The sequence below is a fragment of the Halopseudomonas xinjiangensis genome, from assembly GCF_900104945.1.
Classification (GTDB): Bacteria; Pseudomonadota; Gammaproteobacteria; order Pseudomonadales; family Pseudomonadaceae; genus Halopseudomonas; species Halopseudomonas xinjiangensis.
Genome location: NZ_LT629736.1, coordinates 295,338 through 316,343 on the forward strand (window position 1 = coordinate 295,338; position 21,006 = coordinate 316,343).

General features: G+C 59.0%; 21 protein-coding genes. 13 read left to right on the forward strand and 8 right to left on the reverse strand.

Annotated elements, in window-relative coordinates; translation table 11 throughout:
* Window positions 1-19 precede the first annotated feature (19 nt).
* Entirely contained in the window at window positions 20-634 is a 615-nt protein-coding gene (locus tag BLT85_RS01385) for an FKBP-type peptidyl-prolyl cis-trans isomerase (RefSeq protein ID WP_093391465.1), read from the forward strand.
* Between the two features lie 154 nt (window positions 635-788).
* Here BLT85_RS01385 and BLT85_RS01390 read toward each other — a convergent pair whose 3' ends face one another.
* Window positions 789-1,757: a polyprenyl synthetase family protein gene (locus tag BLT85_RS01390; RefSeq protein WP_093391466.1), complete on the reverse strand. Its 969-nt coding sequence runs from the start codon at window positions 1,755-1,757 to the stop codon at window positions 789-791.
* A 328-nt stretch (window positions 1,758-2,085) separates the two neighbouring features.
* On the opposite strand from BLT85_RS01390, the gene rplU reads away from it, so the two are divergent.
* The 4 genes from rplU (at window position 2,086) to proB (ending at window position 5,207) form a co-directional block, all read left to right on the forward strand.
* Window positions 2,086-2,397 (forward strand): 50S ribosomal protein L21, encoded by a 312-nt coding sequence (gene rplU, locus BLT85_RS01395; protein WP_093391467.1) that lies wholly within the window; start codon window positions 2,086-2,088, stop codon window positions 2,395-2,397.
* A gap of 24 nt (window positions 2,398-2,421) precedes the next feature.
* Window positions 2,422-2,679, forward strand: a complete 258-nt coding sequence (rpmA, locus tag BLT85_RS01400) for a 50S ribosomal protein L27 (protein WP_093391468.1) — start codon at window positions 2,422-2,424, stop codon at window positions 2,677-2,679.
* A gap of 108 nt (window positions 2,680-2,787) precedes the next feature.
* Entirely contained in the window at window positions 2,788-3,996 is a 1,209-nt protein-coding gene (gene cgtA, locus BLT85_RS01405) for an Obg family GTPase CgtA (RefSeq protein WP_093391469.1), read from the forward strand.
* Between the two features lie 92 nt (window positions 3,997-4,088).
* On the forward strand, window positions 4,089-5,207 hold the full coding sequence (gene proB / locus BLT85_RS01410; protein ID WP_093397250.1) for a glutamate 5-kinase: 1,119 nt from the start codon (window positions 4,089-4,091) through the stop codon (window positions 5,205-5,207).
* A gap of 236 nt (window positions 5,208-5,443) precedes the next feature.
* On the opposite strand, the gene rpsT is transcribed toward proB, so the two are convergent.
* Entirely contained in the window at window positions 5,444-5,716 is a 273-nt protein-coding gene (gene rpsT, locus BLT85_RS01415; RefSeq protein ID WP_093391470.1) for a 30S ribosomal protein S20, read from the reverse strand.
* A 191-nt stretch (window positions 5,717-5,907) separates the two neighbouring features.
* Here rpsT and murJ point away from each other — a divergent pair, with 191 nt between their 5' ends.
* The 6 genes from murJ (at window position 5,908) to ispH (ending at window position 13,505) form a co-directional block, all read left to right on the forward strand.
* Entirely contained in the window at window positions 5,908-7,476 is a 1,569-nt protein-coding gene (gene murJ, locus BLT85_RS01420; RefSeq protein WP_093391471.1) for a murein biosynthesis integral membrane protein MurJ, read from the forward strand.
* Between the two features lie 133 nt (window positions 7,477-7,609).
* A complete protein-coding gene (ribF, locus tag BLT85_RS01425) occupies window positions 7,610-8,536 on the forward strand; it encodes a bifunctional riboflavin kinase/FAD synthetase (protein ID WP_093391472.1) in 927 nt (308 codons plus the stop codon).
* Between the two features lie 18 nt (window positions 8,537-8,554).
* Entirely contained in the window at window positions 8,555-11,383 is a 2,829-nt protein-coding gene (gene ileS / locus BLT85_RS01430; RefSeq protein WP_093391473.1) for an isoleucine--tRNA ligase, read from the forward strand.
* Window positions 11,376-11,882 carry a signal peptidase II gene (lspA, locus tag BLT85_RS01435; protein WP_093391474.1) on the forward strand — a complete coding sequence of 169 codons (507 nt, stop codon included), beginning with the start codon at window positions 11,376-11,378 and terminating at the stop codon, window positions 11,880-11,882. The genes ileS and lspA overlap by 8 nt, the downstream gene beginning before the upstream one ends.
* Before the next feature lie 161 nt (window positions 11,883-12,043).
* The gene (gene fkpB, locus BLT85_RS01440; protein ID WP_093391475.1) at window positions 12,044-12,475 is read left to right on the forward strand and encodes an FKBP-type peptidyl-prolyl cis-trans isomerase; all 432 of its coding nucleotides are present in this window, start codon (window positions 12,044-12,046) and stop codon (window positions 12,473-12,475) included.
* Between the two features lie 82 nt (window positions 12,476-12,557).
* On the forward strand, window positions 12,558-13,505 hold the full coding sequence (gene ispH, locus BLT85_RS01445) for a 4-hydroxy-3-methylbut-2-enyl diphosphate reductase (protein WP_093391476.1): 948 nt from the start codon (window positions 12,558-12,560) through the stop codon (window positions 13,503-13,505).
* A gap of 180 nt (window positions 13,506-13,685) precedes the next feature.
* Here ispH and BLT85_RS01450 read toward each other — a convergent pair whose 3' ends face one another.
* Genes BLT85_RS01450 through pilB form a run of 6 tightly spaced genes read right to left on the reverse strand, consistent with a single transcriptional unit; the run spans window position 13,686 to window position 19,261 of the window.
* A complete protein-coding gene (locus tag BLT85_RS01450) occupies window positions 13,686-14,624 on the reverse strand; it encodes a Nudix family hydrolase (protein WP_093391477.1) in 939 nt (312 codons plus the stop codon).
* Window positions 14,625-14,628: 4 nt separating this feature from the next.
* Complete coding sequence (gene yacG / locus BLT85_RS01455) at window positions 14,629-14,817, reverse strand: DNA gyrase inhibitor YacG (RefSeq protein WP_093391478.1); 189 nt, start codon at window positions 14,815-14,817, stop codon at window positions 14,629-14,631.
* Window positions 14,814-15,419: a dephospho-CoA kinase gene (coaE, locus tag BLT85_RS01460; protein ID WP_093391479.1), complete on the reverse strand. Its 606-nt coding sequence runs from the start codon at window positions 15,417-15,419 to the stop codon at window positions 14,814-14,816. Before coaE ends, yacG begins: the two co-directional genes overlap by 4 nt.
* A complete protein-coding gene (locus BLT85_RS01465; protein WP_093391480.1) occupies window positions 15,419-16,291 on the reverse strand; it encodes a prepilin peptidase in 873 nt (290 codons plus the stop codon). Before BLT85_RS01465 ends, coaE begins: the two co-directional genes overlap by 1 nt.
* Window positions 16,292-16,294: 3 nt before the next feature.
* Window positions 16,295-17,557, reverse strand: a complete 1,263-nt coding sequence (locus tag BLT85_RS01470; protein WP_093391481.1) for a type II secretion system F family protein — start codon at window positions 17,555-17,557, stop codon at window positions 16,295-16,297.
* A gap of 3 nt (window positions 17,558-17,560) precedes the next feature.
* Window positions 17,561-19,261 (reverse strand): type IV-A pilus assembly ATPase PilB, encoded by a 1,701-nt coding sequence (pilB, locus tag BLT85_RS01475; protein WP_093391482.1) that lies wholly within the window; start codon window positions 19,259-19,261, stop codon window positions 17,561-17,563.
* Window positions 19,262-19,521: 260 nt separating this feature from the next.
* Between pilB and BLT85_RS01480 the strand changes: the two genes are divergently transcribed.
* The gene (locus BLT85_RS01480; protein WP_093391483.1) at window positions 19,522-19,947 is read left to right on the forward strand and encodes a pilin; all 426 of its coding nucleotides are present in this window, start codon (window positions 19,522-19,524) and stop codon (window positions 19,945-19,947) included.
* Window positions 19,948-20,656: 709 nt separating this feature from the next.
* Window positions 20,657-20,926 carry a hypothetical protein gene (locus BLT85_RS01485; protein ID WP_093391484.1) on the forward strand — a complete coding sequence of 90 codons (270 nt, stop codon included), beginning with the start codon at window positions 20,657-20,659 and terminating at the stop codon, window positions 20,924-20,926.
* Window positions 20,927-21,006: the final 80 nt, after the last annotated feature.

Below are 21,006 nucleotides of genomic sequence, written 5' to 3' on the forward strand. Positions count from 1 at the left end.
TTTTAACGGGGAAAGCATCATGAGCGATTCGATCAGCACCGACGAGCAGCGCGTCAGCTACGGCATCGGCCGGCAGATGGGCGACCAACTCGCCGCCAGCAACATTCCGGATCTGAATGTCGACCTGGTCGTGGCGGGTCTGCGCGACGCATTCAGCGGTCAGCCGAGCCAGGTTGACGAGCAGCAGCTCGCTGCGGCATTCCAGGTATTGCAGGGCAAGATGCAGGCCCAGGCTGAAGAGGCCGCTCGCCAGGCGGGCCAGGCGGGGACTGACTATCTCGCGCAGAATGCCCAGCGCGACGGCGTGGTTACCCTGCCATCGGGCTTGCAGTATGAAGTGATCAGCGAAGGGACCGGCGCAACGCCCAGCGCCAGCGATACCGTGCGCACCCACTACGAAGGCACGCTGATCAATGGCGAAGTGTTCGACAGTTCCTACAAGCGTGGAGAGCCGGCTGAGTTTCCGGTCGGTGGTGTTATCGCTGGCTGGACCGAAGCGCTGCAGCTGATGAAGGAAGGGGCCAAGTGGCGTTTGTATATTCCATCAGAGTTGGCGTACGGCGCTCGCGCAGCAGGCAGCATTCCGCCGCACAGCACGCTGGTGTTTGATATCGAGCTGATCAAGGTTCTGTAAAAGACTTCGCGGTCATGCCTCGGCGGCCCCGCCCGCTCCTACATGGCGATTTGATGGGTTTTTGTAGGAGCGCACCTGGGCGCGAATGCGGCGTGCAGGAAAGGCCAGGACAACCCCTTCGCGGTCGTGCCCGCTCCTACAGGTGGTTTTGGTGTTAAAACTGGCGGGCGATGGCGAAGCGGGCGAGCTGTTCCAGGGAGTCACGGAACACTGATGGCGGCAGCGTTTGCAGCATTTCTACCGCCAGATCCGACTGCTGTTGAGCCATGCGCTGGGTATAGGCGAGGGCGCCGCTGGTTTCAACCGCCTCACGGATCGGCGCGATGTCTTCTAGCCCACCTTTCTGAATGGCGTGCCGAACCAGCTTCGCCTGCTCAGGGGTGCCTTCGCGCATCGTGTAAATCAGCGGAAGCGTCGGTTTGCCTTCAGCCAGGTCGTCCCCGACGTTCTTGCCCATGGCAGACGCGTCGCCACTGTAGTCCAGCACGTCGTCGACCAGCTGAAACGCTACACCCAGCGCGTCGCCGTAGCGGCGAAGCGCCTCGGTCTGTTCATCGCCGGCCTCGGCCAGCAGTGCCGCGGTATGAGAAGAGGCTTCGAACAGCATCGCTGTCTTGCTGCGGATCACCTCAAGATAGGTGGCTTCGTCGGTGTTGGCGTCGCGCACCTTGGATAACTGCAGCACCTCGCCTTCGGCGATGACGTTGGTCGCATTGGCGAGCGCGCGCATGATGCGCATGTCGCCGAGCTCGACCATCATTTCGAAGGCGCGAGAATAAAGGAAATCGCCAACCAGGACGCTTGGCGCATTGCCCCATAGGGCATTCGCGGTAGAGCGGCCGCGACGCATATCGGAGGTATCGACGACGTCATCGTGCAATAGCGTGGCGGTGTGCAGGAATTCAATGATCGCGGCCAGAGAATGCTGCTGGGTATCGTGGACGCCGCAGGCGCGCGCAGCGAGGAGGACGACCAGCGGGCGCAGACGCTTGCCGCCGGCTCCGATAATATAGTTGCCGATCTTTTCTACCAGCGGGACACGTGAATGCAGCTGGCGCATGATCAGCTGGTTGACGGCTTCGAAGTCGTCCGTCACGGCGGAATAGAAGGGCAGGGTGGTCATCTAACGCACGCTTTATGAGTGGTTGCGCGGCATGCTAGGCGGCACACTTGTCGCTGTCAAGAAAGCGGCGGTGTTTGCCTCCGATAGACTTCATTTCGGCGCTTTTTGTCAGCCAGTTCGCGACTGTCCGAGGCCGGGGCGCCAGCGCTTCGCAGGGCTTGCGCCGAGGGCTGTGGTTGCGTAGAATCCACGCCCCTGAAAACCCGATTTACAGCATCCCTGTTTTGACAATGGCAAGGTCGGGCCCGATAGGCGGGTTCACTTGCAGCCATGCCGGCCACTAACCATTATTCCTAAGCGCCGGGTGAGCAGGTTACGGAGAAAACACATGTACGCAGTAATTGTTACTGGTGGCAAGCAGTACAAGGTCGCAGAAGGCGAATACCTGAGGGTCGAGAAGCTGGAAGGCGAAACCGGCTCCAGCATCCAGTTCGATCGCGTTCTGCTGGTTGCCAACGGTGATGACGTCACCATCGGTGCTCCGGTTGTCGACGGCGCCAAGGTGACTGCAGAGATCAGCGCTCATGGTCGTGGCGATAAGGTCCGGATCATCAAGTTCCGCCGTCGTAAGCACCACATGAAGCGTCAGGGCCACCGTCAGTGGTACACCGAAATCAAGATCACCGGCATCTCTGCCTGATCCAGCTTTAGGAGATACAATCCCATGGCACACAAAAAAGCAGGCGGTTCCACGCGCAACGGTCGCGATTCAGAATCCAAGCGACTAGGCGTCAAACTGTTCGGCGGTCAGGTTGCCAATGCCGGCAACATCATCGTTCGTCAGCGCGGTACTGAATTCCACCCGGGCAAGAACGTCGGTATGGGCAAGGATCACACCCTGTTCGCCAAGGCGGAAGGCGTGATCAAGTTCGAAGTGAAGGGCAAGTTCGGTCGTCGCTACGTGAATGTCGTAGCTGGCTGATAGCTTTGCCGCTTTGAAAAAGCCCTGTCTCGCGACAGGGCTTTTTTGTTTCTAGACTGGTTGCACGAAGCAGTTAACCTCAACCCATCCCGAGAGGGAGGGAGCACGATGAAATTTGTTGATGAAGTCGCGATCACGGTCAAGGCCGGGGATGGCGGTAATGGATGCATGAGCTTCCGTAGAGAGAAGTTCATCCCCAAGGGTGGTCCGGATGGCGGCGACGGCGGCGACGGCGGTTCGATTTTCCTCGAAGCCGACGTCAACCTGAATACCCTGGTCGACTATCGCTATACGCGCCGCTTCAATGCACAGCGTGGCGAGAACGGTCGTGGCAAGGATTGTACCGGCGCCAAGGGTGAGGACATGGTCCTGCTGGTTCCGGTGGGTACCACCATCGTCGACGCCGGTACGCAGGAAATCATCGGTGACCTGACCGAGCCTGGCCAGCGCCTGCTGGTTGCTCAGGGCGGCTTCCACGGCCTGGGTAATACCCGTTACAAGTCCAGTGTCAATCGCGCCCCTCGGCAGACCAGCAATGGCTCGCTGGGCGAGCAGCGCGACCTGAAACTGGAATTGAAGGTGCTGGCGGACGTCGGTCTGCTCGGTCTGCCGAACGCTGGCAAGAGCACGCTGATCCGCGCTATTTCCGCGGCCAAGCCCAAGGTGGCGGATTATCCGTTCACCACCATGGTGCCGAACCTGGGCGTAGTCGATGTCGGTCAGTTGCGTAGCTTTGTAATCGCCGATATTCCAGGGGTGATTGCTGGTGCAGCGGAAGGTGCAGGCTTAGGCACGCGCTTCCTCAAGCACCTGTCGCGCACACGCCTCCTGTTGCATCTGGTGGACATGGCGCCGATGGATCAGAGCGATCCGGTGGAAGCGGTCGAGACGATCATCCACGAGCTTGGCAAGTTCAGCCCGGCACTTACGCTGCGTGAGCGCTGGCTGGTGCTCAACAAGTGCGATCAGCTCCTCGAAGATGAGCAGCAGGCGATCCTGGATGACGTGGTCGAGCGGCTCGAGTGGGACGGTCCGGTATTCGTCATCTCTGCCGCCGAGCGCCAGGGTACCGACGAGCTGGCCAAGTCAGTGATGAACTGGCTCGACGAGCGTACTCAGCGTCTGCTGGACGACGAGGACTACGCCAAGGCGCAGGCTGAGCTGGATCAGGCGATCGAAGACGAAGCGCGCGCGCATATCCAGGCGCTTGATGATCGCAAGGCATTGCGCAAGCAGGGTCTCCTTAACGACGAAGATGACGACGACTTCGACGATGAGGACGACGAAGACGGTCCAGAGATCATCTACGTTCGTTAATTCGCACCGCACCTGTCATGCGGCAGGCTGCGGTGAGTCTCGTCTCGCAGTACAATGCCGACTCTTTCCCGATCCTCGTTGATGGAATCAGCATGCGTGAAAAGGTAACCAACGCCCGGCGGTGGGTGGTCAAGATTGGCAGTGCGCTTCTGACTGCCGACGGTCGCGGTCTAGATCGTGACGCCATGGCGGTCTGGGTCGATCAACTGGTCGCGCTGAGAAAGAGTGGCGCCGAACTGGTGTTGGTGTCCTCCGGTGCGGTCGCAGCCGGGATGAGCCGGCTGGGCTGGTCCGAACGTCCAAAGACTATCCATCAAATGCAAGCCGCAGCTGCCATCGGGCAGATGGGGCTGGTTCAGGCGTGGGAATCCAGTTTCCAGGCGCATGGGCTTTCCACTGCGCAAGTGTTGCTCACCCATGACGATCTGTCTGACCGCAAGCGCTATCTCAACGCGCGTAGCACGCTCCGAGCTCTGTTGGATCTTGGCGTCATCCCGGTAGTGAATGAAAACGACACCGTAGTCACCGATGAGATCCGCTTTGGTGACAACGATACGCTGGGCGCATTAGTGACCAATCTCGTCGAGGCCGATGTCCTGGTGATTCTCACCGACAGGGATGGCCTGTACACCGCCGACCCGCGTAGCAACCCCGATGCCGAACTGGTTTCGGAGGCGATGGCGGACGACTCGAAACTGGACACCATGGCCGGTGGCAGCGCCGGTGCGCTGGGCCGTGGCGGAATGTTGACCAAGCTGCGCGCGGCGCGCCTGGCTGCGCGTTCCGGTGCTGGCACAGTGATCGTCGGTGGCCGTATCGAGCGGGTCATCGAGCGGCTGCAGGCGGGGGAGGCGCTGGGCACGTTGTTGCTGCCAGAGAAGGGTATGCTGGCTGCTCGCAAGCAATGGCTCGCCGGTCACCTGCAGACACGGGGCAAGCTGTTTATCGACGAAGGTGCAGCTGGTGCGCTGACAGCTGGTCGCCGCAGCTTGTTGCCTGTCGGGGTGACGGCCGTGGAAGGCAACTTCCGTCGCGGAGAAATGGTCGTTTGTGTCGGGCCCGATGGGCGCGAAGTTGCGCGCGGTCTGGTCAATTACAGCGCGCAGGATGCAGTGCGAATCATTGGGCAGCCTACCGAGGCCGTGATGCAGATCCTTGGTTACATCGATGAGCCAGAGCTGGTTCACCGGGACAATCTGGTTCTGGTCTGAGTCGGGTTCGCGTCGCAACGCCAGTGGATTCTTCTTCGCGGTCGTGCCCGCTCCTACATAGGACGTCGCGCATGGAAGGGTTTCTGTAGGAGCGCCTGGGCGCGAAAGCGGAGCCCTGTAGGGCGGGGCTAGTGCAGCCCTTTTCGCGGTCATGCCCGATCCCGCAAAAGCAAATCGAGTTTTGGCCACAAAAAAACCGGCTCATGAGCCGGTTTTTTACATCAACAGGAACGCTATCAGGCGGCTTCGGACATTGCCTTGATGTGTGCATTCAGGCGGCTCTTGTGACGAGCGGCCTTGTTCTTGTTGATGATGCCCTTGTCGGCCATGCGGTCAATGACCGGGACGGCTGCAGTGTATGCAGTCCGGGCCTTCTCGAGATCTTTGGCGTCAATTGCCTTGACGACGTTCTTGATATAAGTACGAACCATGGAGCGCAGGCTTGCATTGTGATTGCGGCGCTTCTCGGCCTGCTTGGCGCGTTTCTTGGCTTGAGGTGAGTTGGCCACCGTCTTGCTCCTCAGAAAATCTGGATGAATAAGGTACAAATAAGGCCGCGTACTATGCCGTCGAGCCCCGTTAATGTCAAGGGGCGCGGCGAAGCCTTTCAATGAGGTATCGCAGCGCTGCGCGACGGCCGCGGTGATAGCCAGCGCTGCCTTGCCGGCGCTATGATCGCGGTTTTGCCCAAGACCCTCCCATGACCCGAGAAACACCTGCTTCGCCGGTTGAAAAAGCCCCCAGTCTGCTGCGCTCCGGCATGGTAGTGAGCGTGATGACCATGCTTTCCCGCGTGCTTGGAATGGTACGGGATGTGGTTATCGCTGCCTACTTCGGCTCTGGCTCGTCCGCGGATGCATTCTTCATCGCGTTCAAAATCCCCAATTTCATGCGCAGGTTGTTCGCCGAGGGCGCGTTCAACCAGGCATTCGTGCCGGTACTTAGCGAGTACCGCGCCAAGCGCGCCTTCGAAGAAGTCCGTGATCTGGTCAACCGGGTGGCTGGTACGCTGACGCTGACTCTGGTGGGTATCACTGCCGTCGGGGTAGCCGGAGCGCCGGTTTTGATTACCGTATTCGCCCCGGGCTTTCATGATGACCCAGCCAAGCTGTCGCTGGCTGCGGACATGTTGCGTATTACCTTTCCATACCTGCTGCTGATTTCACTGACGGCACTATGCGGGTCCATCCTGAACAGCTACGGCCGCTTCGCCGTTCCCGCGTTCACTCCGGTGTTGCTGAACCTCAGCATGATCGGCGCGACGCTGTTGCTTACGCCGTATTTCGATCAGCCGGTCATGGCGCTGGCCTGGGGTGTGTTCATTGCCGGCGTGGTTCAGCTTTTATTTCAGCTGCCATTTCTGGCGCAGATCCGCCTGCTGCCGGTGCCGCGGCCGGATCGCAAGCACGAGGGTGTCAAGCGGATCATGACGCTGATGGTGCCGGCCTTGTTCGGGGTCTCCGTCAGCCAGATCAACCTTTTGCTGGATACCGTGCTCGCTTCCTTCCTGCAGACCGGCAGTATCTCCTGGCTGTATTACGCCGACCGGCTTTCCGAGCTGCCCCTGGGTGCCTTCGGCATCGCGATTGGCACGGTGATCCTTCCGGCACTTTCTCGCCAGCATGCGGGCGATGATCCGAAAGGTTTCGCCGCCACCTTGGACTGGGCGGTGCGCATGGTTCTGCTGGTCGGCGTACCCGCAGCGCTGGCGCTTCTTCTGCTGGCCGAGCCATTGATCGCCACGTTGTTTCACTACGGCGCAATGACCGAGGGTGATGTGCTGCAGTCTGCCGCGGCGCTACGTGCCTATGCGGTCGGAGTATTGACCTTCATGTTGATCAAAGTGCTGGCGCCCGGCTTTTTTGCGCGGCAGGACATGAAAACACCGGTGACCATTGCCATGATCTGCATGGGCGCGAACATGGTATTCAACCTGATACTCATCTGGCCGCTGGCGCACGTCGGGCTTGCGCTGGCTACCTCAATGTCCGCCGTGCTCAACGCCGGGCTGCTCTGGTGGGGCTTGCGCAAGGCGGGCATCTATCAGGCGCAGCCCGGTTGGCCGATGTTCATGCTGCGCCTCGTGCTGGCGTGTGCGGCAATGGCTGGTGCGGTTGTATGGTTGGCACCCGGCGTGCCGGAGTGGTTCGCCTGGGGTTGGCAGCAGAAGGCGCTTGAGATGACCATTCTTGTGGTAGCAGGTATCGGGGCCTACCTCGCTGCGCTGCTTGTCGCCGGGTTGCGCATCCGGCATCTGCGGCACGGCTGAACCGGTCGCCGCGAGTCGGGCCTCCCACAAAGTTCAGGCGCCGCTCTTACGATGCGCTGGCAGCGCGCATGACGTGTGAACCGCTATACCTGTATACTTTCGCGTTTCGATCCTTCAGCCAATCAAGAGCATTATGGAACTGGTCCGCGGCCTACATAACCTGCGGCCCCGTCACCGGGGCTGCGTGGCGACAATCGGTAACTTCGATGGTGTGCACGCTGGGCATCAGGCCATTCTCAAGCGTTTGCGGACGCACTCGGATCGGCTTGGGCTGCCCGGTTGCGTGGTGATTTTCGAGCCCCAGCCGCGGGAGTACTTCTCGCCGCAGAGCGCGCCGCCGCGCCTGACCCGGCTTCGCGACAAGCTGGTGCTGCTCGCCCGGCAGGGCGTTGATCGTGTGCTGTGCCTGGCCTTCAATCGCCGGTTGCGTGAATTGAGCGCCGAAGAGTTTGTTCAACAGGTGCTGGTGGATGGCCTCGGTGTGAAGCACTTGGAAGTCGGTGACGACTTTCGCTTCGGCTGCGACCGTTCCGGCGACTTTGCCTTTCTCCTTGAAAGCGGCAAGCGACACGGTTTCACCGTAGAAGCTGCCAACACCGTGGCCGATAGCGGAGAGCGGGTCAGCAGCACACGGTTGCGTCAGGTTCTGGCCGACGGTGACTTCGACTTGGCCGAACGGCTGCTGGGTCGGCCGTTCAGCATCACCGGCCGCGTCATGCACGGGCAGAAGCTCGGGCGCACGCTCGGCGCGCCGACTGCCAACGTCCAGCTGAAACGGCTGCATGCGCCGCTTCAGGGTGTTTATCGCGTCAGCGCCGAGGTCGATGGCGAGGCGCACAAGGGTGTAGCCAATATCGGCACACGCCCGACCGTCGAAGGCGACGGCAGGCCGCACCTGGAGGTTCATCTGCTCGACTTTGCCGGTGATCTCTACGGCAAGCGGATGACCGTAACCTTTCATGAAAAGATCCGTGATGAACAGCGATTCGATTCGCTGGACTCGCTGCAGCAGGCGATCCAGGCTGACTTCGCCACTGCCCGGGCCCTCTGGGGCCTCTGACTGACAAGTGTGGATGAGATGACCGATTACAAAGCGACGCTGAACCTGCCGGAAACGGCATTCCCGATGAAGGCCGGCCTGCCCACGCGCGAGCCTGAAACCCTGAAGCGCCTGAACAGTATCGATCTCTACCAGAAGATTCGCGACATCAGTCGCGGCCGCCCGCAGTTTGTTCTGCATGACGGCCCGCCCTATGCCAACGGCAGCATCCACATTGGTCACGCAGTCAACAAGATTCTCAAGGACATGATTACCCGGTCCAAGACGCTGTCGGGCTTCGATGCGCCCTACGTACCCGGTTGGGACTGTCATGGCCTGCCGATCGAGCACAAGATCGAGACTACCCATGGCAAGAACCTTGAGCCGGCCAAGACTCGCGAGCTCAGCCGTGCCTACGCCGCGGAGCAAATCGAGGGGCAGAAGAACGACTTCGTCCGGTTGGGTGTACTCGGCGACTGGGGCAACCCCTACAAGACCATGAACTTCCAGAACGAAGCCGGTCAGCTTCGTGCGCTGGCGAAGATGACCGAGCAGGGTTATGTGTTCAAGGGGCTGAAGCCGGTCAACTGGTGCTTCGATTGCGGCTCGGCGCTGGCCGAGGCTGAGGTCGAGTACGCAGATAAGCAGTCCCCGACTATCGATGTAGGCTTTCCCTGCGCCGAGCCGGAGAAGCTGGCTGCTGCCTTTGGCGTAGAGAGCCTGTCCAAACCTGCGCAGATGGTTATCTGGACTACCACCCCCTGGACCATCCCCGCCAACCAGGCGCTGAACATTCATCCCGAGTTCAACTACGCCCTGGTCGACGTTGGCGATCGCTATCTGGTGCTGGCCGAAGAGCTGGTCGAAAGTTGCCTGAAGCGCTACGGCCGCGAAGGGCAGGTGATCGCGACTACCACGGGCGACACGCTGGAACTGATCAACTTCCGGCATCCCTTCTACGATCGACTATCTCCGGTTTACCTGGCCGACTACGTCGAGCTCGGCGCCGGTACCGGCATCGTGCATTCCGCGCCGGCCTACGGTGAGGACGACTTCTATACCTGCAAGCGTTACGGCATGGTCAACGACGACATCCTTAACCCGGTGCAGGGCAACGGGGTGTACGTCGAATCGCTGGAGTTCTTCGGCGGCCAGTTCATCTGGAAGGCCAACCCGAACGTAGTCGCCAAGCTCGAAGAGGTGGACTGTCTGCTGGCGCACGAAAAGGTCAGCCACAGCTACATGCACTGCTGGCGTCACAAGACGCCGGTCATTTATCGCGCCACTGCGCAGTGGTTCGTCGGTATGGATGTGCAGGTGCAAGGCGAAACCCTGCGTGAGCGCGCGCTCAAGGCCATTGAGGACACGCAGTTCGTCCCCGCCTGGGGTAAGCAGCGTCTGCACAACATGATCGCTGGCCGTCCCGACTGGTGTATCTCCCGTCAGCGCACCTGGGGCGTGCCGATCCCGTTCTTCCTGCACAAGGAAAGCGGCGAGCTGCACCCGCGCACCATCGAACTCGTCGAACAGGTCGCGCAGCGCGTCGAACAGCAGGGCATCGAAGCCTGGTTCGCCATGGATGCATCCGAACTGCTGGGTGAAGAAGCGGCGCAGTACGACAAGATCAACGACACCATGGACGTCTGGTTCGACTCAGGAACCACGCACTGGCACGTCATGCGCGGCTCGCACCCGATGGGGCACGAAACCGGCCCGCGTGCGGACCTGTATCTGGAAGGCTCCGACCAGCACCGTGGCTGGTTCCATTCGTCCTTGCTGACCGGCTGCGCCATCGACGGTCACGCGCCGTACAAGGGCCTGCTGACCCACGGCTTCGTCGTCGACGAAAACGGCCGCAAGATGTCCAAGTCACTGGGCAATGTGGTGGCACCGCAGCAGGTCAACGACAGCCTGGGTGCCGATATCCTGCGCCTGTGGGTCGCCTCAAGCGACTATTCGGGCGAGATGGCGGTATCCAAGGTGATCCTGCAGCGCAGCGCTGATGCCTATCGCCGTATCCGCAATACTGCGCGCTTCCTGTTGGCGAACCTCAGCGGCTTCGAGCCCAAGGTTCACATGGTAGCGCCCGACCAGATGCTTGATCTGGATCGCTGGGCGGTCGACCGGGCGCTGGTGATGCAGCAGGAAATCATCGAGGCGTACGACAGCTACAAGTTCTGGAACGTCTACCAGAAAGTACACAACTTCTGCGTGCAGGAGCTGGGCGGCTTCTATCTGGACATCATCAAGGACCGGCAGTACACCACCGGTGCCGACAGCACCGCGCGGCGGTCCTGTCAGAGCGCGCTATATCATATCGCCGAAGCGCTGGTGCGGTGGATCGCGCCGATCCTGGCCTTCACTTCCGAAGAGATCTGGCAGAACCTCCCGGGCGAACGTGGCGAGTCCGTCATGCTCGATACCTGGTACCAGGGTCTTACCGCTTTGCCGGAAGGCGCAGCGCTGGATCGTGCGTTCTGGGACGACGTGATGCAGGTCAAGGCAGCGGTGAACAAGGAGCTGGAGAATCAGCGTAACGCCAAGGTGATCGGCGGCAATCTGCAGGCCGAGGTGACACTGTACGCGGAAGCTTCTCTGGCCCAGCGGCTGGCTCTGCTTGGTGACGAGTTGCGCTTCGTGCTTATCACATCGCGTGCCGACCTCGCTCCGCTGGAACAGGCTGGTGCCGAGGCGGTGGAGACCGAGCTGGGCGGGCTGAAGCTGGCCGTCGCCAAGTCCGGTAATCCGAAGTGCGGCCGCTGCTGGCACTTCCTCGCGGACGTGGGCAGCCATCCGGAGCACCCGGAAATCTGTGGTCGCTGCATCGAGAACATTGAAGGGCAGGGCGAGGCACGCCAGCATGCCTGAGCTTCGCTATAGCGGTCTGCGTTGGGTGTGGGTGGCTGTGTTGGTCATCGCGTTGGATCTGGCAACCAAGTGGATCGTCGACGATCGCTTGATGACGTTTCAACAGGTGCCGATTATCGACGGCCTTCTGAGTCTGACGCTGGCATTCAACTCGGGCGCCGCGTTCAGCTTTCTTGCTGATGCCGGAGGCTGGCAGCGGTGGTTCTTCATCGCCGTCGCGGTAGGCGTGAGCCTGATGTTGATCGTCTGGATGTCTCGCCTGCCGAAGGACAAGGTCATGGAGCCGATAGCGCTGTCGCTGGTACTCGGTGGCGCGCTGGGCAATCTGTATGACCGGATCGTCCACGGCCACGTCGTCGACTTCATTCTGGTTCACTGGCAGGACCAATGGTACTTTCCGGCTTTCAACGTCGCCGACAGTGCTATCACCGTCGGCGCCGGGCTGTTGATTGTGGATATGCTGCTATCGTCGGGTAAGGAGCAAGAGAGCAAGGCCTGACCTGTCACAGACCCTTCGCGGTCATGCCCGCTCCTACAAGGACGCTGCGCATCGAAAGGGTTTCTGTAGGAGCGCACCTGGGCGCGAAAGCAGACTCTCCAGCTCGCACGACACACGAGGGCGTTTCCCGCCCAACCACAACACATACGAAAGGTTCGACTATGAGCGAAACACGTATAGGGCACGACAGCGAAGTGACCCTGCATTTCACCGTGAAACTGCCAAACGGCGAAGTCGTCGACTCCACCGCAGACAAATCCCCGGCGACCTTCAAGGTTGGCGACGGCAACCTGCTGCCCGGGTTCGAACAGAGCCTGTTCGGTCTTAAGGCCGGCGACCAGCGCACCTTCGAGATCGAACCCGAGCACGGCTTCGGTCCAGGCAATCCGCAGAACATCCAGACGGTCCCGCGCGGCCAGTTCAATGAAATGGAGCTCGAACCCGGCCTGCTGGTGATTTTCCAGGACGCTGCCGGCGGTGAATTACCCGGCGTAGTGAAGACCGTGCACGACACCACCGTCGATGTAGACTTCAATCACCCACTCGCTGGCAAGACGATTACCTTCGAGGTCGAGATCCTTTCAGTCAGCTGAGCGCTCCGCTGCGGCTCGAATCGCCAGAGGCGCCCCGTTCATGGATAATGGGCGCTCGGCTTGCCCACTTCCGAGGCCCTCCATGCAGATCAAATTGGCAAATCCCCGCGGTTTCTGCGCAGGTGTCGACCGCGCGATCGAGATCGTAAACCGCGCGCTCGAAGTGTTCGGTCCGCCGATCTATGTGCGCCATGAAGTGGTGCACAACAAATTTGTTGTGGACGACCTGCGTAGCCGCGGCGCCATCTTCGTCGAAGAGATCGAGCAGGTGCCGGACGACGTCATCGTCATCTTCAGTGCCCATGGTGTTTCCCAGGCGGTGCGCAAAGAAGCAGCCGACCGCGGCTTGAAGGTGTTCGATGCGACATGCCCGCTGGTGACCAAGGTGCATCTCGAGGTCGCCAAGTACAGCCGAGACGGCCGCGAATGCATCCTCATAGGCCACGCCGGCCATCCCGAGGTGGAAGGCACCATGGGTCAGTACGACACGCGCAATGGCGGTGCGATCTATCTGGTGGAGGACGAGCAGGACGTCGCTAACCTGAAAGTACGCGATCCCTCGAGCCTGGCGTTCGTCACGCAGACCACACTATCGATGGATGACACCGCAAAAGTGATCGACGCGCTTCGCGAACATTTCCCGACCATACATGGCCCGCGAAAGGATGACATTTGCTACGCCACTCAAAACCGCCAGGATGCCGTGAAACAACTGGCCGCAGACTGCGATCTGGTGTTGGTCGTTGGCAGTCCGAACAGCTCGAATTCGAATCGCCTACGGGAATTATCAGAGCGTATTGGTACGCCGGCTCATCTAATCGATGCCGCTGACGAGATTCGAAGCGAATGGCTGGAAGGTGTAAAGAACATCGGCGTAACCGCCGGCGCATCCGCGCCTGACATCCTGGTGCGCCAGGTCATCGAGCACCTTCACAGTCTGGGCGCGACGGGCGCCGAAGAACTCGCTGGCCGCCCGGAAAACGTCGTGTTCAGCATGCCGAAAGAACTCCGGGTAGTTTCGGTAGACTGAGGCTTCTGTCTCTCTGCAGTAGCCGCGCCGAGGGCGACGCTCCCATCAATGCCAGCGCGCTGCTGGTGAGCTGAATCTCGCACGGCTTGGTCCCATTACTTCTGCGGGAGCGCCGTCCCCGGCGCGATCGCGCCCTAGGCGCGTTTCAAGTTCGTTGTAGCTTGCGCATTAACTTTTTCCTCAACGCAACCACAGCGCTCTTATAGCCGCGATTCCCTGCGCACCCGCCTCAAACACTTGAGAAAGATTGGAATCGCTCAGCCCGCCCAAAAGATACGCAGGCAGGTTCGTGCTACGCAGCAGGCTGGTCGCGCGCTCCCAGCCCAACGAGGGCGATCCGGGGTGGCTTTGCGTCGGCAGAACGGGCGATAGCGTCACGAAATCCACTCCGACTCTGTCGGCCAACTTCAGCTCTTCCTCGTCATGACAGGAAGCCGCGAGCCAAGCGATGTTGTCGGTCCGTCGCCATCCGGCTGCAGCAAACTGTCTCAGCTGCCGGGCAGAGAGATGCCAACCCGCGCCAGCCTGAGGAGGCGGGTGGTCGCCTTTCAACATCCAGGTGAAGGCGGAGCCGAAATGCTCCATCGCTGCGTCGGCCAGTTTGCGATAGGCGTCGGGATCGAGGTGCGTCTGGCGAAGCTGAACGAGTCTGACGCCGTTCTCCGAAGCCGCTTGCAGGCCGGCGAACAGCGCGTTTCGGTCGGTCAGATCCGGTGTAATCAGATATCGGGGCGGAAGGCGGGCAGCGGTGACAATGGGCGCGTTGGCTTCCGGGAACGCATATTCATCCAGGTCATCAGCAGCCACCCAGCGAATGGGCTGGCCCTCCGCACCATGAGCGACGCCCTCGAACTCATCAACCTGCCAGACATCGAGACGGATGGATTTGTCAGGGTAGTCGTGGTGGATATCAAGCAAAGGGCGGGCGCGGGCGACCGTGATGCCTAACTCTTCGCGCAGCTCGCGCGCCAGCGCGACGTTGCGCTGTTCGCCAGGCTCGAGCTTGCCGCCGGGAAACTCCCATAACCCGCCCTGGTGAGCATGGTCTGGCCGTTTGGCAATCAGAATACGGCCGGCAGGATCGCGAATGACCGCAGCCATGACGTGGATGCGGCGCATCGAGTTAGCGTTCCGGCAGGTCGTCGGAGTAGATATCTTGCTCGAGTTCTTCCCCTGGAATGGCATGTTCTTCAGATGCCCAGGCGCCCAGGTCAATCAGCCGGCAACGGGGTGAGCAGAACGGCCGGTCGGGAGAGCTGGCGCTCCACACGACCGGCGCCTTGCAGGTAGGGCATTCGACGGTCAGGGTCATAACGTGTCTCCGGATAGCATGGCTAGGTATCGATCATGCAACGCGTCTACCTGAGCATGCAACGCGGCCAGGTCACCATCATTCACGAGGACATCGTGCGCCTGGCGCAACCGATCATCCCGGCTAGCTTGTGCCTCCATGATGGCTCGGACCTGGTCGAGCGGAACCTGATCTCGCGCAGCCGTACGGGCGAGCTGAATAGATTCCGGCACGTCGACCACGATGACACGCTCGGTCATGCGGTGTTGTCCAGATTCGATAAGCAGAGGCGATACGAGCAAGGCATAGGGCGATTCGGCGGAGGCGAGATCGTTCACGACCTCCTCGCGAATCAGCGGATGCAGCAGCTCTTCCAGCCACAGGCGTTGCGTCGGGTCACGAAACACCACCTCGCGTAACGCGGGGCGGTTGAGCGAGCCGTTGTCGAGCAAGACATCATCGCCGAACCGGTCGACGATACGAGCCAGCGCAGGCCGGCCTGGCTCGACTACTACTCGGGATTTCATGTCGGCGTCGACGACGTGAACGCCGTGCGCCTCGGCGAAGCGGTCGGCAGCAGCGCTCTTGCCGCTACCGATACCGCCGGTGAGACCTATGATCATTAGAATCCGGCAAATTGTAGATACTGGCTGGTGATTGTCTCACCCCAGATCAACGCAATCCAGCCGGCAATGGCGAGGTAAGGACCAAAAGGAAGCGGCGTGGCATTCGAGTCGCCACGGCTCTTGAGAATGATGATGCCGAGAATAGCGCCAACCAGTGACGACAGCAGAATGGTGAGTGGCAACACCTGCCAGCCGCCCCAGGCGCCGATCATCGCCAGCAGCTTGAAGTCACCGTAACCCATCCCTTCCTTGCCGGTCACCAGCTTGAACAGCCAGTACACGGACCATAGGCTGAGATAACCAAACACCGCGCCGGCGAGCGCCGTGTTCAGATCAGTGAATAACCCGAAGCTGCTCACGATCAGTCCCAGCCAAAGCATCGGCAGAACGATCGCGTCTGGCAGCAGCTGAGTATCCGCATCGATCAGGCTGAGGGTGACCAGCGCCCAGGTCAGCAGCAGCATCGACCCAGCTTGCCAGGTAAAACCGAACTGCCACGCCACGACCATCGACAACGCGGCAGTCAACAACTCGACCAGCGGATAACGAGGGCTGATCCCCATCTTGCAACTGCCGCAACGCCCACCGAGCGCCAGGTAGCTTACAACCGGCACGTTCTGCCATGCCTTGATCTCGGCCTGGCACTTCGGGCAGTGGGAATGGGGTAGAACGAGATTGTAAGTCGGCTCGCTGGGGTGGTCGGTTTCCGGCTCGAGAATTTCCCGAGCCTGCTGGCGCCATTCGCGCTCCATCATCCGAGGGAGGCGATGGATAACCACGTTGAGGAAGCTGCCGACAATCAGGCCGAACAGGCCAGCGAGCAAAATAAAGGCCAGCGCATTGCTGGCCAAGTATTCGAGGAGTCCCATGGGTTAAACGACAGCGCCCAGCTGGAAGATTGGGAGATACATGGCAATGATCAAGCCGCCGATCAGTACGCCCAGCACAGCCATGATCATAGGTTCCATGAGGGTGGTGAGGTTATCCACCGCATTATCCACTTCCGCTTCGTAATAATCAGCGACCTTCTCCAGCATGCCGTCCAGGTTGCCCGACTCTTCACCGATCCCAGCCATCTGTACCGCAAGCGACGGAAAAACGTTTGTGGTGCGCATTGAAAAGTTTAGCTGGGAGCCTGCAGAAACATCGTCCTTGATTTTCAATACCGCGTTGTAAAAAACTACGTTGCCGGCGGCACCGGCTACAGAGTCTAGGGCGGATACGAGGGGTACGCCTGCTGCGAACGTCGTTGACAAGGTGCGTGCGTAGCGCGCCACTGCAGCTTTATAGACGATATCGCCTACAATCGGAGCTTTCAGCAACATCCGGTCCTGGGAATCCCGAAATTTTTTAGAACGGAGATGCGCGTGTCGGTAGGAGTAACCAATAACAATAAAACTGATCAGGATGATAAACCACCAAGATTGCAGCCACTCTGATAGCGCTATTACCATGAGCGTGAAGCCTGGGAGGTCTGCTCCGAAACTTGAAAAGACCGTTTTAAACTGAGGCACCACCTTTAGCAGCAGGATCGCAGTGACAATCACAGCCACAACTACCACCGCGATCGGATAAGTCATCGCCTTTTTAATTTTTGCCTTCAGGGCCTCGGTCTTTTCCTTGTACGTCGCGATCCGGTCGAGAAGCGATTCCAGGCGGCCCGATTGCTCTCCCGACTCTACGAGATTGCAAAACAATTCATCGAAGTGTTTAGGGTGTTTTCTAAGCGAGTCCGCAAGCGTATTACCTCCGGCCACGTCCGTACGAATCTCGTCCACGAGCTTCCTGAGGTTGGGATTCTCTGCTCCTTCAGAGATGATTTCGAATGCTTGGACAATTGGAACACCCGACGCCATCATAGTTGCCAGCTGACGAGTGAAGAAGGCAACATCGAGCGGTTTCACCGGCTTTGCTCGTTTGGCAAAGAGGGTTGAGGACCGGCTCACTTTCGTGACGAGTATTCCCTGCTTGCGTAGTTGCGCTTTTACAAGCGCAGAGTTCGTACCTTGAATTTCACCTGAAATTTTAGTGCCTTTGCGATCTTTGCCTTCCCATTTGAAGGGGACGGTTTTCTCGGCTTTCGGCTTTCTTGCCGCCGGGGCGGGTTTCCGCTTTAACGCTGCTTGCTGCGCCATGACTTAATCCTTGGTCACTCGATTGACTTCCGCCAGGCTGGTGACGCCCTGTTCGGCCTTCATCAAGGCTGACTGGCGCAAGGTTCGGAAACCTTCCTGCTGGGCTACTTCTGAAATCTGTATGGAATTGCCGTCTTCCATGATGATGCGTTGCATGGCCGGGGTGATTCGCACCACCTCGTAAATACCAACACGTCCTTTATAACCGTCTTTACAATTTTCGCAACCAACCGGTTCGTAAATTGTCAACCCTGCAGCAATTTGGGCCTGAGTGAAACCTTCCTCGGTCAAAACGTCGCGCGGCAGGTCCGCCGATTTTTTGCACGTTTTACACAAACGTCGAGCAAGACGCTGGGCAATTATGAGATTCACAGAAGTCGCGATGTTGAACGCAGGCACCCCCATGTTGCGTAGGCGAGTCAGGGTTTCGGCGGCGCTGTTGGTGTGCAGCGTGGACATCACCATGTGGCCCGTCTGGGCAGCCTTGATGGCGATCTCGGCGGTTTCCAAGTCGCGTATCTCGCCCACCATGATCACGTCCGGATCCTGACGCAGGAATGCGCGCAGTGCCTGGGCAAAATCCAGACCCTGCTTCGGGTTAACGTTGACCTGGTTGATACCTTCCAGGTTGATTTCCACTGGGTCTTCGGCAGTGGAAATATTACGCTCCATGGTGTTCAGTATGTTCAGGCCGGTATACAGCGAGACGGTCTTGCCTGAGCCTGTCGGGCCTGTAACCAATATCATGCCTTGCGGCCGGGCGAGGGCAGACATGTACATCTCTTTCTGATCGTCTTCGTAGCCAAGCGCATCGATGCCGAGTTTGGCGCTTTCGGAATCCAGGATACGCAGAACGACTTTTTCCCCCCATAGCGTGGGCAGAGTGTTCACCCGAAAATCGATGGCCTTGTTCTTGGATATCTTCATCTTGATTCGGCCGTCTTGCGGTTTGCGTCGCTCGGCCATGTCCATGGATGACATAACCTTCAAGCGTGCCGCAATACGTACGCCAAGCTGGACCGGTGGCTTGGCAACCTCATGTAGGATGCCGTCTGTACGAAAACGTACCCGATACACCTTCTCATAAGGTTCAAAATGTAAGTCGGAGGAGCCCATTTTTACCGCGTCGAGAAGCATTTTGTTGACGAACCGAACGATGGGAGCGTCATCGGCGTCTGTGCCGGCGATTTCCTTTTTTTCCTCCTCGCCGGTTTGAATCTCAAGATCTTCGAGGTCGGCATCACCCATGTCACCGAAGCCGCCTGTTGGGCTGTCGAGGAATTTGTCGATAGCTGAACGTAGCTTATCGTCTTCAACCATCACCGCGTCGGTCATCAAGCCCGTATTGAACTGTATATCGCTAAGCGCTTGTTGGTTAGTCGGATCTGAAACAGCCAAATACAGGCGTGACCCGCGCTTGAAGAGCGGAAGCACATTGTGCTGACGAATCAGCTTCTCACTGACTAGATCGTGAGGTTGGTGTTCCTTGTCGACGACTGACAGATCGACATAGGGGTAGCCGAACTCTTCAGCGCAAACCATCGCCAGATCTCGCGCGCTGGCAAGCTTGTTCTGAACCAGATAGGTGATCAAAGGTATTTTATCGAGGTTAGCTTGCTTGCTAGCTTTGCCCGCGGTTTGTTGATCTACGAGCTGATCTTGGACGATCCTTCGTGCGAGGCCAGAGAGCGCTGGGGTTTCCATAGATGTGCTGCCGTTCAGAGTGATATTGCGCGACGACTATATTACAGGCCGCTGCAGCCTGCCCAGTATTTATCGACTGAACGGGAACTTCCTTTAACTGTGACGAAAAACGTCACTCTTTGACGTGGATGGCTGTCGTATTGGCTGACTTTGGAGTGCGCAGTAGCCTTGACCCGCGGCAGCTGCGTTTTTTTGCGAGTTGGCACATTACGTGCTTGGACAGAACTAGCCCAACGGCTAAATCACTCATGGAGAAAGAAATGAAAGCTCAAAAAGGTTTTACATTGATTGAACTGATGATCGTCGTAGCGATCATCGGTATTTTGGCCGCCATTGCACTGCCGGCTTACCAGGATTATACAGTCCGTGCACGTGTTTCAGAGGCTCTGGTACTGGGTTCTGGCGCCAAAGCAACAGTCGGCGAAAACATCGCGAACAATAACGGTATCGCGGCCGGTTCGTGCCTCGGCATTACACCAATTACGGCAGCTGAGTCGACCGACAACGTGGCTACTTTGGGCTGTACAGATAACACCGGCGTGATCACCATCGTGACTACCGCTCAAGCCGGGGCTGTTACTGTGGCTCTTACCCCTGCTTTCGCCGCGGGTGCCCCCATCACTTGGACTTGCGCGGTCGCTGATGCAGCTGACAATGCATTCGTTCCGTCGGAATGCCGTATCTAAGCTTATTCGGCTCAGATCGTCAGGTTGAGTAGACGCATAGCCCTGGTTGTTTAGCTGGGGCTTTGCTTTCGGCTAATCTTCTAAGCCTGCGCTTCAGCTCCGTTCGGGTTGCTCTCGGGTTTATCTTTCCTGATCCGCCTACGGAAATATTTCGTCGTCGCCAAATGGCAAGGTGTTGGGCTGCGGCATGATCTAAGCTTAGCTCTCCTATGTAATGGAGGGTCCAATATGCCCTTTTTAGTTGTAGTCACAGTCAGTTTACGCTTGTCGCTTCCCGCCTACGCCATGTAAACAAAGGGGACGGATTTATTTTTCGCGTACGTAACTAAGGTTTCCATACGATAGACCGCGTCGCGGTCCAGCTCATTCGTAAATGCCTGCCAACACAACCAGCTCCGTCGTACATGGTCCTCGCCGCGCAATTGCGCCCGCATCAATGGGTTTTCAGTTCCTCTGCCGTAACCTAGAAAAACAGAGCGGGGCAGATTTATTTACGCATAGGTCGCCAGGCTTCCGTACGATAAGCCGCGTCGCGGTTTGCTCCATTCAAATGCTTCCCAAAATCATCAGCCTCGGTAGCAATTGCCGAGCAAGTGCCCCCCGCACCAACGATTTCTCAGTCTCTGCCTGCAGCGTGACCTCAAGGACCTTGGCTAATCGCCAACGTGCGCTAAGCTGAAGTATCGACACAGGTACGGAGTGACTCGCCATGCGTATTCCAGTGATTTTCCTCGCAAGCATCTTTTTCTGTTTGCCCGCCTACGCCATGCACTGCCCCAATGATATGGCCAAGATCGACCAGATTCTCGCAAATGATCCGCCACCGGACAAGGATGTGCTTCGCCAGGTGACCGAATTGCGCACTGAGGGCCAGGAAGCGCATGAAGCCGGGAATCACCAGGAGGCGGTCGACAAGCTGGGTGAAGCCCTGGAAATTCTCAAGGCCGAAACCGGTCGGGACGCCAAGCCGGCTGAGTAAGATGGGCATGGCTCGTTTGAGCATCGCCTTCACCTTCGGTAGCGGCTTGGCCGATAACAGTCGCCGAGGTTCCGTCTTAG

What these genes read in the sequence shown, in the direction of transcription:
- BLT85_RS01385 (WP_093391465.1), top strand. Translation starts at nt 20, where the DNA reads ATGAGCGATTCGATCAGCACCGACGAGCAGCGCGTCAGCTACGGCATC.
- BLT85_RS01390 (WP_093391466.1), bottom strand. Translation starts at nt 1,757, where the DNA reads ATGACCACCCTGCCCTTCTATTCCGCCGTGACGGACGACTTCGAAGCC.
- rplU (WP_093391467.1), top strand. Translation starts at nt 2,086, where the DNA reads ATGTACGCAGTAATTGTTACTGGTGGCAAGCAGTACAAGGTCGCAGAA.
- rpmA (WP_093391468.1), top strand. Translation starts at nt 2,422, where the DNA reads ATGGCACACAAAAAAGCAGGCGGTTCCACGCGCAACGGTCGCGATTCA.
- cgtA (WP_093391469.1), top strand. Translation starts at nt 2,788, where the DNA reads ATGAAATTTGTTGATGAAGTCGCGATCACGGTCAAGGCCGGGGATGGC.
- proB (WP_093397250.1), top strand. Translation starts at nt 4,089, where the DNA reads ATGCGTGAAAAGGTAACCAACGCCCGGCGGTGGGTGGTCAAGATTGGC.
- murJ (WP_093391471.1), top strand. Translation starts at nt 5,908, where the DNA reads ATGACCCGAGAAACACCTGCTTCGCCGGTTGAAAAAGCCCCCAGTCTG.
- ribF (WP_093391472.1), top strand. Translation starts at nt 7,610, where the DNA reads ATGGAACTGGTCCGCGGCCTACATAACCTGCGGCCCCGTCACCGGGGC.
- ileS (WP_093391473.1), top strand. Translation starts at nt 8,555, where the DNA reads ATGACCGATTACAAAGCGACGCTGAACCTGCCGGAAACGGCATTCCCG.
- lspA (WP_093391474.1), top strand. Translation starts at nt 11,376, where the DNA reads ATGCCTGAGCTTCGCTATAGCGGTCTGCGTTGGGTGTGGGTGGCTGTG.
- fkpB (WP_093391475.1), top strand. Translation starts at nt 12,044, where the DNA reads ATGAGCGAAACACGTATAGGGCACGACAGCGAAGTGACCCTGCATTTC.
- ispH (WP_093391476.1), top strand. Translation starts at nt 12,558, where the DNA reads ATGCAGATCAAATTGGCAAATCCCCGCGGTTTCTGCGCAGGTGTCGAC.
- BLT85_RS01450 (WP_093391477.1), bottom strand. Translation starts at nt 14,624, where the DNA reads ATGCGCCGCATCCACGTCATGGCTGCGGTCATTCGCGATCCTGCCGGC.
- yacG (WP_093391478.1), bottom strand. Translation starts at nt 14,817, where the DNA reads ATGACCCTGACCGTCGAATGCCCTACCTGCAAGGCGCCGGTCGTGTGG.
- coaE (WP_093391479.1), bottom strand. Translation starts at nt 15,419, where the DNA reads ATGATCATAGGTCTCACCGGCGGTATCGGTAGCGGCAAGAGCGCTGCT.
- BLT85_RS01465 (WP_093391480.1), bottom strand. Translation starts at nt 16,291, where the DNA reads ATGGGACTCCTCGAATACTTGGCCAGCAATGCGCTGGCCTTTATTTTG.
- BLT85_RS01470 (WP_093391481.1), bottom strand. Translation starts at nt 17,557, where the DNA reads ATGGCGCAGCAAGCAGCGTTAAAGCGGAAACCCGCCCCGGCGGCAAGA.
- pilB (WP_093391482.1), bottom strand. Translation starts at nt 19,261, where the DNA reads ATGGAAACCCCAGCGCTCTCTGGCCTCGCACGAAGGATCGTCCAAGAT.
- BLT85_RS01480 (WP_093391483.1), top strand. Translation starts at nt 19,522, where the DNA reads ATGAAAGCTCAAAAAGGTTTTACATTGATTGAACTGATGATCGTCGTA.
- BLT85_RS01485 (WP_093391484.1), top strand. Translation starts at nt 20,657, where the DNA reads ATGCGTATTCCAGTGATTTTCCTCGCAAGCATCTTTTTCTGTTTGCCC.